General features: G+C 65.4%; 10 protein-coding genes. 4 read left to right on the forward strand and 6 right to left on the reverse strand.

Features of this window, described 5'->3' with window-relative positions; genetic code table 11:
- The first annotated feature begins 275 nt into the window (after positions 1–275).
- Complete coding sequence (locus QUV11_RS16805) at positions 276–1,556, forward strand: hypothetical protein (protein ID WP_300884120.1); 1,281 nt, start codon at positions 276–278, stop codon at positions 1,554–1,556.
- Between the two features lie 10 nt (positions 1,557–1,566).
- Here QUV11_RS16805 and QUV11_RS16810 read toward each other — a convergent pair whose 3' ends face one another.
- A complete protein-coding gene (locus tag QUV11_RS16810) occupies positions 1,567–2,100 on the reverse strand; it encodes a DUF177 domain-containing protein (protein ID WP_300884122.1) in 534 nt (177 codons plus the stop codon).
- Complete coding sequence (locus QUV11_RS16815; RefSeq protein WP_300884124.1) at positions 2,100–2,627, reverse strand: ubiquinol-cytochrome C chaperone family protein; 528 nt, start codon at positions 2,625–2,627, stop codon at positions 2,100–2,102. The genes QUV11_RS16810 and QUV11_RS16815 overlap by 1 nt, the downstream gene beginning before the upstream one ends.
- A 239-nt stretch (positions 2,628–2,866) precedes the next feature.
- Here QUV11_RS16815 and QUV11_RS16820 point away from each other — a divergent pair, with 239 nt between their 5' ends.
- On the forward strand, positions 2,867–3,310 hold the full coding sequence (locus QUV11_RS16820) for an outer membrane protein assembly factor BamE (protein WP_300884136.1): 444 nt from the start codon (positions 2,867–2,869) through the stop codon (positions 3,308–3,310).
- 12 nt (positions 3,311–3,322) lie between these two features.
- Here the strand turns inward: QUV11_RS16820 and QUV11_RS16825 are convergent, their stop codons facing one another.
- Positions 3,323–4,639 (reverse strand): hemolysin family protein, encoded by a 1,317-nt coding sequence (locus QUV11_RS16825; protein WP_300884125.1) that lies wholly within the window; start codon positions 4,637–4,639, stop codon positions 3,323–3,325.
- A 219-nt stretch (positions 4,640–4,858) separates the two neighbouring features.
- Between QUV11_RS16825 and QUV11_RS16830 the strand changes: the two genes are divergently transcribed.
- Positions 4,859–5,539, forward strand: a complete 681-nt coding sequence (locus QUV11_RS16830; protein ID WP_300884127.1) for an OmpA family protein — start codon at positions 4,859–4,861, stop codon at positions 5,537–5,539.
- Positions 5,540–5,779: 240 nt separating this feature from the next.
- Here the strand turns inward: QUV11_RS16830 and QUV11_RS16835 are convergent, their stop codons facing one another.
- From QUV11_RS16835 to QUV11_RS16845, 3 genes are all read right to left on the reverse strand, one after another.
- Positions 5,780–7,444, reverse strand: a complete 1,665-nt coding sequence (locus QUV11_RS16835; protein ID WP_300884128.1) for a formate--tetrahydrofolate ligase — start codon at positions 7,442–7,444, stop codon at positions 5,780–5,782.
- 173 nt (positions 7,445–7,617) lie between these two features.
- Positions 7,618–8,217, reverse strand: coding sequence for an OmpA family protein (locus tag QUV11_RS16840; RefSeq protein ID WP_300884130.1), 600 nt, complete (start codon positions 8,215–8,217; stop codon positions 7,618–7,620).
- Complete coding sequence (locus QUV11_RS16845) at positions 8,217–8,633, reverse strand: FecR domain-containing protein (RefSeq protein ID WP_300884132.1); 417 nt, start codon at positions 8,631–8,633, stop codon at positions 8,217–8,219. The genes QUV11_RS16840 and QUV11_RS16845 overlap by 1 nt, the downstream gene beginning before the upstream one ends.
- A 62-nt stretch (positions 8,634–8,695) precedes the next feature.
- On the opposite strand from QUV11_RS16845, the gene QUV11_RS16850 reads away from it, so the two are divergent.
- Positions 8,696–9,112: an ATP-binding protein gene (locus QUV11_RS16850; protein ID WP_300884134.1), complete on the forward strand. Its 417-nt coding sequence runs from the start codon at positions 8,696–8,698 to the stop codon at positions 9,110–9,112.
- Positions 9,113–9,483 lie beyond the last annotated feature (371 nt).

The following is a 9,483-nucleotide window of genomic DNA, read 5'->3' on the forward strand; positions in this document are numbered from 1 at the left end:
AAGCCGAGGTCTTCAAGACCCTGGTCAAGCAGGCACAGGCAGCTCTGCCCGCCGCGTAAGCGCCAGCGCTCACCGCAAATCACAAGGAAGCGCCGGGGTCGTTCGATTTCCGGCGCTTTTTTGTGCCCGGTTCCCGCGCTACAGCACCAACCGCCTTGCGTCATTCCGATGCAGGTGCGCCTCGGGCCATATCGATGACACCGCCTGCACCCAGCCAGCCCCCAGCAACGGCGTATCCGTCTGCTGCCCGCCCCCCGCGGCGGCGCTGGCGATGGATGGCCCTTGGCCTGGTCGCCTTCATGGCGGTGCTGGCTGGCCTGACCCTGAGTCTGGCACCAAATGTTCCCGAACCCAAGGTGGCCGATGCCACCAGCGCTGCAGCGGCCCACAAGGTGGCCGAGCAGATCACCGGAGAGCAGACGGCGCGGGGCGAGCTGGTCGACATCCTGCTGGGCGAGCACGAACTGGACGGGCTGGGTGCGCTGGCGAGCGAAGCCCTGTCTCCGCTGAGGGTGCAGGCCAGGCTCCAACCGGCTGCGGCGCCGGCCGACAACGACGGCCCATCTCGCAGCGATCCCCAAACCGATCTGATCGTCGAGATGAGCCGCGAACTGGGATGGGGCTTCTGGCTCAACGCCCATGCGGCGATCCGCCCGCAGGATGCTGCGGACCTGCCGCAATCCGGCGACAGCATTCCCGATATTGCGCTATCGCTGGGTCGGCTGCCGATTCCGCAAGCGCTGACCCGCTGGGCGCTGGACCGGATATGGCTTCAGCTCCAGGGCGACGTCGCCAGGCCGCTGACGCTGGCGCAGGCGGTGCGCCGTGTCAGGATCGCCGATGACGAGGTGACCGTGGTGTTGATCAACCCGGGCCGCGGCGCAGCTTTGGCAGGGCTGGCCCGGGCGCGGGGAGAGACCGCCGATCCCGGCATTGTGGCTGCGGTGTATTGCGCGATTGCCGATACCGGCGAAACCGATCTCGCCGTGCTGGTGCGACGCGCCGCCGCGCTCAAGCCTTCTGGCAAGACCAGCCTTCAGGACCACAACCGCGCGTTGCTGGCAGCGATCGCGATGCGCGCCGTGCCCGAATATCGCGACAAGCTGGCCGGGGCGGCATTGCCCGAGGTGGCCGCCTGCGCCGCAAGCGATGCGCCGCTGACACTGATGGGCCGCCCCGATCTGGCCAAGCACTGGGCCCTGTCGGCGGCGCTCGCTGCCACCTTGGGCAGTCAGGTCGCCCGCTCGATGGGAACGTGGAAGGAACTGGCCGACAGCACCGGCGATGGCAGCGGTTTTTCATTCGTCGATCTCGCCGCCGACCGATCGGGCGAGCGGTTCGCCATCGCCGCGGTGGACCCCAAGCTCGCGCGCGCGGTCCATATCCGGCTGGGCGCGATGACCGAGGCGCAGATGCTGCCGGGCGAACTGCTGGCCAGGCCCGAGGGGCTGGACCAGACGGCCTTCGAGCGCGATTACACCAATGTCGCCTCGCCCGAATACACTGCGGCGGTGCGGACGATCGACAAGCTGCTCAGCAATGCGGGCGTGCCGTAAGCCGTGCCGATCAGCCCAGCTTGTCCTTCAAGGCCTTGAGCGCGGCGAATGGCCCGCTCTCTTCGGGCGTGGACAGGCCGTATTGCGCGCGTGCGGCATCGGCATTCGGGCCCTCGGCAAACGGGTCGATCTCGAGCGCCAGCGTCTGCGCGATCGCTTCCCCCAGATCGAGCGTGCTGCCCGAATAGGGAATCGTATCGAGATCATCGGCTGCCAGTTCGACCTCGTCGCCGGCTGCCTGCATCGCTGCCTCATAATCGGCCTCGGGGACGAACCGCAGCCGGTACTCCGATGCGATCCGCACTGGGAAATCCTCTATCGAGATCGCGCAGCTCTGCACCAGAATAGCGGTGATCGTGCCCGATACATCCACCCCGTCGGGGTTTTCCTGCAACGTCGCGGTGGCCTTGAGCGCGTCGATCGCGACGATATCGAACCGGCGCGCGAGCGCGGCGCGCTCCCCCTTGTTAGCGACCAGATCGACCTGCTGGCGCGGCAGCGCGCGCAGATCGACCGGGCGGGAAAATTCGACTGGCGGCTGCATCAGAAATCGCCCTGCAGGATCGCGCTGACCGGCAGCGCCTTCAGCCGGGCATACAGATCGGCCAGATGCTGCGCGGCTGCGGTCACGGCGGCATCGCTGACCTGTGCATCGGGATAGAGGTTGCGGCGCAGCGCGTCTGCAAGCTGCGGACCATTGCCGGTCGCCAGAGCATCGCGATAGGCCCCCAGCCGCCCCCCCAGCGCGCTCATCATCTTGCCGATATGCTTGCCCACGATCAGGTCGCCGACGCCGTTCTGGCGAAGCTGGCCGTCCATGTCATCGACGAACAGTTCGGCCAGATAGACCGAAAAATGCCGCACCGTGTTGTCGGCATCGTCGGCCTCGAGCCGCAGCAGCACCGCGCAAAGCACCGTCATCACCGTCTCGAACCGGCCATCCACGCTGTCGGGCACGCCGCCATCGAGATACCAATACGGGTCGCGTCCCAGTGCCACCACGCGGTCATAGGCTGGACGGGCCTGCTCGCGGGGGTCCTTGCGGGCGAAAATGCGGGATAAAACGGACATTATAGAGCTTTTCCAGACGGGATGCTGCGGCGTTAAGCCACAATTCATTGGCCACTTGTGATGCAGGGCCTAAGTGCATATTGAGGCGTCAACGGCAAGTTGCAAGAGATGCGTGGGGCTGCAAGGCCGTAGCGGATCGCCGGGCAACCCGACAGTCAGGCGGACAACGCCAAGGAAAGATGATGATCAGCAAAGCTCCAACCCACCGCGCGCTGCGCCGCCGTACCACACGTGCCGCGATGCTGATCGGCCTCGCCGCCCTGCCGCTGCTTTCGGGCTGCGGCCAGTTGCGCGGGCACCAGGGCTTCATCTACGATCAGGCGCTTGCCAGCCAGATCCTGCCCGGCGTCGACAACCGCCAGTCGGTGGAGCGGACCCTGGGCCGCCCGACCTTTACCGGCCAGTTTGCCGACAACGAATGGTATTATTTCGCGCGGGACACCCGTCAGCTCGCCTTTGCCAACCCGCGCCCCACCGCACAGCAGGTGATGCGGGTGCGCTTTGATACCGCGGGCAATGTCGAAGCGGTCGATTACACCGGCCTGGAACAGGTCGCCAGCATCAACCCCGAAGGCAAGAAGACCCCCACCTTGGGCCGCGACCGCACCTTCTTCCAGGATCTGTTCGGCAATATCGGCGCGGTCGGCGCACCGGGCGCTGGCGGCGGCGGTCCTCCGCAATAAGCTGCGCTTGCGTCAATCCACCAGGCTGTTGAGCCGGGTGACCAAAAGCTTGTCCACCTTGCGGTGGTCCATGTCGACGATCTCGAACTGCCATCCCTGTTCGGTGAACACCTCGCCCTCCTTGGGCAGGTGGCGCAGACAGTGCAGCACATGGCCTGCCGCCGTGGCATAATCGCGGTCGTCGGGAAGATCGATCCCCAGACGGTCGGCCATCGCATCGGCGGGCATCGCGCCAGATATCAGCAGGCTGCCATCGGCGCGCTCCACCACCATCGGCGAATCGCCCTCGCTCTGATCAGAGGCGAAATCGCCGACCAGCGCCTGCAACAGGTCTGCAGGCGTCACCAGGCCCTCGAAGTGGCCGTACTCGTCATGGACCAGCGCCATCGGCACCTCGCCCTTCTGCAACGCTTTCAGGGCATCCATCGCATCGACCTGATCGGGCACGATCGGCGCGGTGCGCACCAGGGCGGCAAGATCGAGCGGCGCGCCCTCGATGATCGCGGACAGCAGGTCGCGCACGGTCACGATGCCGATGATCGCATCGACCGAGCCATCGGCGACCGGCAGGCGGCTGTGCGGCGAGTTGGCCATGATCCGGCGCAGGTCATCCAGTCCCGCTTCGACCGGCAGCCAGTCGACCTCGGTGCGCGGCGTCATCACCTCGCGCACCGGACGCCCGGCCAGACGCACCACGCCCGACATGATTGCGCGCTCGCTTTCCTCGATCACACCCGATTTGGTCGCTTCGGCAAAGATCATCTGCAGCTCTTCGGCGGTGACGATGCTTTCGGATTCGCGGTTGAGGCCGAGCAGCCGAAAGATCAGCGCGCTCGAATTGTCGAGCAGCCACACCACGGGCGCAGCGCCGCGCGCCATCAGGTCCATCGGGATCGCCATGATCACCGCCAGCTCTTCCGCCTTGCGCAGCGCGAACTGCTTGGGCACCAGCTCCCCGATGACCAGCGACAGATAGGTCGTGATCCCGATGACCAGCGCAAAGCCGGCGCTGTCCGCGACATCCGCCGGAACCCCGATCAGCGTCAGCCGGTCGCCCGTTGGTCCGCCGAGGCTGGCCCCCGAATAGGCACCCGCCAGAATGCCGATCAGAGTGATACCGATCTGGACGGTCGAGAGAAACTTGCCCGGGTCGGCACCCAGCCGGATCGCGGTGCGCGCCGCCTTGCTGCCCTCCTTGGCCATCGCCTCCAGCCGCGCCGTGCGCGCAGAAACGATGGCGAGTTCGGACATGGCGAAAACGCCGTTCAAGATGATCAACGCCAGAATGATAATGACGTCGAGCCACGGAAAAGGAAGGAGAGGGTCCATCGGGCCTTATGCAATGTGCAAGCCCCTATCCTATATCGCTGCCGCGCGCGCTGTCACGCGCTTTCAGCGCCCACCGGCAAGACACAGGATTTCCGATAAAGTTACGCAATGTTATAATTCGGTTCGGGAACCATTCAGCCGCCGGATCGAATAAGGCGGTGAGACGTTGCGAGGCATACGCACGACAGAATTCTTCAAAAGACCTGGGAGCCAAACAGCATGAACAGCAAGACCATCCGCATCGCCGCCTTTGCCGGACTTTCCAGCCTCGCGCTGGCCGCCTGCGTCACCGATCCCGAAACCGGTCAGCAGCGCATCAACCGTGCCGCGCTCGGCGGCGTTGGTGGAGCGCTCGGCGGCTATCTGCTGGGTGACATCGTCGGCGGTCGCCGCGACCGGACCGAAAAGATCGTCGGCGCGGGCATCGGCGCGGTCGCTGGCGCAGGGATCGGCTATTATCTCGAGCAGCAGGAGCGCGAACTGCGCCAGAAGACCGCCGGCACCGGCATCGACGTGACGCGCGACGGCGACAGCCTGTTGCTCAACATGCCGAGCGAAGTGACCTTCGACGTCGACAGCTCGGCGGTGAAGCCCCAGTTTCGCAACACGCTGAACGATGTCGCCTCGACACTGGTGCAGTACGAAAGCACCTATATCGACGTGTACGGCCACACCGATTCGACCGGCAGCGATGCCTATAACCAGACCCTGTCGGAGCGCCGGGCCCAGTCGGTCTCCAGCTACCTGACCACGCGTGGCGTGCAGCCCGCCCGCCTCGCAACCCGCGGCTTCGGCGAATCGCAGCCGGTTGCCTCGAACACCACCGAAGACGGCCGCGCCCAGAACCGCCGCGTCGAAATCCGCATCGTTCCGGTGACCCAGGCCGATGTGAACGGTTGATCGGATACTCTCTCCCCCCCCCGCTTGCGGGAGCTATGAAAAGCCCTCCCCCTTGATGGGGGAGGGTTGGGTGGGGGTGATCTCTCCGGATTGAACTTCGGGTTAGACACCGTGCAGTTGGCACCCAGCCGCACCATCACCCTCACCGCTGCGACTAAGGCAGCAAGCTGCCAAGTCTCGCTGCCTCTTCCATCAAGGGAGAGGCAAGCCAGCTTCGCATGCGAGAAATCGAGAGTTCGCTCAGAACAATCCCTCGATCTCGCCATTGGCATCCAGCCGGATACTCTCGGCCGCCGGAACGCGCGGCAGGCCGGGCATGGTCATGATCTCGCCGCAGATCGCGACCACGAAGCCCGCTCCTGCGCTCAGCTTCACTTCCCGCACCGGCAGAACATGGCCGGTCGGCGCTCCCAGCAGCGTCGGATCGGCGGAAAAACTGTACTGGGTCTTGGCCATGCACACCGGCAGATGGCCATAGCCGGCCTCTTCCCAGCGCTGGAGCTGCGCCAGGATCGCGGACGATGCCGCGACCGAATCGGCGCGGTAGATGCGGGTGGCGACCGCGGTGATCTTGTCGATCAGCGGCAGGTCGTCGGTATAGAGCGGCTGGAATCTTGCCCCTTCATCGGCAACCAGCGCCGCGACCGCGCGCGCCAGATCCTCAGCGCCGGCACCGCCATCGGCCCAATGGCGACAGACATGCGCCTCGGCGCCTTGTGATGCTGCCGCCTCGCGCAGCACCGCGATCTCGGCCGCGCTGTCGCTGGTGAAATGGTTGATCGCGACGACCACCGGCACGCCGAACTGGCGGACATTCTCGATGTGCCGGACCAGGTTGACGCTGCCGCGCCGCACCGCCTCGACATCCTCCGCCCCCAGATCCGCCTTGGCGACGCCGCCGTTCATCTTGAGCGCGCGCACCGTCGCCACGATCACCGCTGCAGCAGGCTTCAGGCCGGCCTGGCGGCATTTGATGTCGAAGAATTTCTCTGCGCCCAGATCCGCCCCGAACCCCGCTTCGGTGACCACGAAGTCCCCCAGCGCCAGCGCGGTGCGAGTCGCGATCACCGAATTGCAGCCATGCGCGATGTTGGCGAACGGACCGCCGTGGAGCAGCGCCGGGTTGCCCTCCAGCGTCTGCACCAGATTGGGCTTGATCGCCTGCGCCAGCAGCACCGTCATCGCGCCCGCCGCCTTGATGTCGCTGGCGGTGACCGGCGTCCGGCTGCGGGTATAGCCGATGACGATCCGCCCCAGGCGTTGCTCGAGATCGGCAAGATCGCGCGCCAGGCACAGGATCGCCATCACCTCGGACGCCACGGTGATATCGAACCCGCTTTCGCGCGGGAAACCGTTGCCCACCCCGCCCATCGACTGCACGATCGCCCGCAAGGCGCGGTCGTTGCCGTCGAGCACCCGCCGCCAGACGACCCGGCGCACGTCGATGTCGAGGCTGTTGCCCCAATGGATGTGGTTGTCGATCATCGCCGAGAGCAGGTTGTGCGCAGAGGTGATCGCGTGGAAATCGCCGGTGAAATGGAGATTGATGTCTTCCATCGGCCCGACCTGGGCATAGCCGCCCCCGGTTGCCCCGCCCTTGGTGCCGAAGCATGGGCCCAGCGAAGGTTCGCGCAGCGCGAGCACCGTCTTGTGGCCGATTCGGTTCAAGGCATCGGCTAGCCCGACCGAGGTCGTGGTCTTGCCCTCGCCCGCCGGCGTCGGATTGATCGCGGTGACCAGAATCAGCTTGCCGGTCGGCTCGCCCAGCCCTGCGACTGCCAGATCGATCTTCGCCTTGTGATGGCCATAGGGTTCGATGGCATCGGGCCGGAGGCCAAGCCGCTGGGCGATACCGGAAATAGGCTCGAGCTTGGCGGCGCGGGAAATCTGGATATCGGTGAGCATAGAGGCTGAAGATCCCGCGATTTTGCTATTCCTGATCTCAGGCAGAAGCCGGAGTCCAGGAGCGAGGTTGCAGTGTGCCCGCTCTGGACTCCGGCTTTCGCCGCAAAACCATGAGGGAATGACGATCGGAAGATCTCTAGGCCAGGCGGTTTGACGCTGGCAAGCGCCGCGGGTCAGCGGACAATGATCTCCACCCGGCGGTTGCCGCCATTCTCGGTCTCGTCGGGAGTCTGAAAGCGCAATTCGGTTTCGCCGCGCCCGGTGGTGGTGATCGCGTCGGTCGGGAAGCCCAGCTGGACCAGCCTGCCCTTGATCTCGTCGGCGCGCTTTTGCGAGAGGACGAGATTGTAATCCGCCTTGCCCACCGTGTCGGTATAGCCGATGATTTCGATCTCGGCTCCCGGACGCGCCTTGAAGTGCCGGTCGAGCGCCTCGATCATGCCTTCAGAGCCCGGTGCCAGATCGGTGGTGTCGGGAACGAAATACATGATGAAGCGCGCGGGCGGCGGCGGCAGGCTGCCGATCAGGGCACGTTCGTCGGGCTTCAGACCATCGGCGCCGACGCCCTTGGGCCGCGGCGCGCAGCCCGAAAGCCGGGTGCGGGTATAGGACCCGGCGATCGTCGTGCCGTCCGGATTGGCGCAACGGTCGTCGATCACCGCCAGCGCGCCATCGGACGACCCGTCCTCGTTATCGAGCAGCACCAGCGAAGGCCCGGCGCACCCCCCCAGAACCGTTGCGGCCAGCGCCGCCCCCAGAGCAGCGCCGCGCATCAGTCGGGCACGTTCACGATGAACCGGGTGCCCCGCACCCCGAGCAGCGATGTCGGGGTTCGCACCTTCATCGCATCGCGCCGGGATTTGGCGATCTGTCCCGAGACCACACCCAGCGATCCCTTCTCCACCCGCGTCTCGAACGCCCCCGAGCGAGTCGTCCGGTCGAAATCGAAGGTATCGACCGCGACGCGGCTGTTGGGGCCGACCGCAAAGCGCGTGTTGTCGGCAAAGGTGACCGCGATCTGGCCGCCCTTGCCGGTGACCAGCACATCGCCGGGCAACAGGCTGGTGCCGACGACCGGGCTGACCCGCGCGCCCTTGCGCTCGATCGAGGCGGTGCCGGCGGTCTGTTTGACCCGGCCGATATTGGCGAAGGCTGGCTGCGCCGCCAGCGCCAGCAATGAAAATGTCACAAGCAGTCCGCATTTCATAATATGCATCCCCTCTTGCCCGCTAAGATGGCATAACCGTGCGCATGATCCGGCGCAATTTCAAACCGCATTCGTGCGACCTCGATGAAAACGGTCCCGAATCGATACACCGTGCCGTGGCATTGGTCCATGAATTCAGCGCCTCAGCGGTGCTGACGCCGCAGCAGACCGCCAAGCTTGCGATATTGGTCGAGGAGGCGGTTACCAATCTTTACGATCACGCCGATGTCCAGCCGGGCTTTACCGGATCGCTGGCGCTGTCTGCGGACGACGACGGGGTGGGAATCTGCCTGTGCGACTCGGGCACCGCCTTCGATCCGCGCACGGTAGAGGACACCCATGTCCCCGATCTGGACCGGGGCGGCGGGGCAGGGCTGGCGCTGATCCGGGCGTGGGCAGACGCGCTCGACTATCGCAGCGAAGAGGGCTGCAACAGGCTGGAACTGAAGCTGCGCGGCTGACAAGCGCGTTAAACCGCTCAAGCCATCACGCACCGCATTTTCCGCGCCTTCGGGCGATGTCCGCCGCTGGAGAACACTTCAATCAGCGCGAATGGCGACAGTTGGGTTGCAAGCTGCCTACTCCTTGGCGCCGAAATCAGCCCCAAAACAATAGCCACCGCGCTCCTCCCACCGACCTCCTGCATCAAGGCAGGCGTCAATATCTGAATGCCCTCTCAAGGCCCACCCGGCGTAACCCGCGATGGCAGCTGTAAGTAAGATCACGCTGATTGAACGCTTTGCCATGACCAACGGTCGCAGATCGTACCAACGTCCACAATTGATATCGTGGACGGCTCTCCACCCCCGCGGAATAATCTCCGCGGGAGAGT

This window comes from Blastomonas sp. (genome assembly GCF_030373265.1).
GTDB lineage: Bacteria > Pseudomonadota > Alphaproteobacteria > Sphingomonadales > Sphingomonadaceae > Blastomonas.

Bases quoted from the DNA above. Each gene is read 5' to 3' on its own strand.
- QUV11_RS16815 (WP_300884124.1), bottom strand. From the start codon at position 2,627: ATGTCCGTTTTATCCCGCATTTTCGCCCGCAAGGACCCCCGCGAGCAG.
- QUV11_RS16810 (WP_300884122.1), bottom strand. From the start codon at position 2,100: ATGCAGCCGCCAGTCGAATTTTCCCGCCCGGTCGATCTGCGCGCGCTG.
- QUV11_RS16820 (WP_300884136.1), top strand. From the start codon at position 2,867: ATGCTGATCGGCCTCGCCGCCCTGCCGCTGCTTTCGGGCTGCGGCCAG.
- QUV11_RS16850 (WP_300884134.1), top strand. From the start codon at position 8,696: ATGATCCGGCGCAATTTCAAACCGCATTCGTGCGACCTCGATGAAAAC.
- QUV11_RS16840 (WP_300884130.1), bottom strand. From the start codon at position 8,217: ATGCGCGGCGCTGCTCTGGGGGCGGCGCTGGCCGCAACGGTTCTGGGG.
- QUV11_RS16805 (WP_300884120.1), top strand. From the start codon at position 276: ATGGCCCTTGGCCTGGTCGCCTTCATGGCGGTGCTGGCTGGCCTGACC.
- QUV11_RS16830 (WP_300884127.1), top strand. From the start codon at position 4,859: ATGAACAGCAAGACCATCCGCATCGCCGCCTTTGCCGGACTTTCCAGC.
- QUV11_RS16825 (WP_300884125.1), bottom strand. From the start codon at position 4,639: ATGGACCCTCTCCTTCCTTTTCCGTGGCTCGACGTCATTATCATTCTG.
- QUV11_RS16835 (WP_300884128.1), bottom strand. From the start codon at position 7,444: ATGCTCACCGATATCCAGATTTCCCGCGCCGCCAAGCTCGAGCCTATT.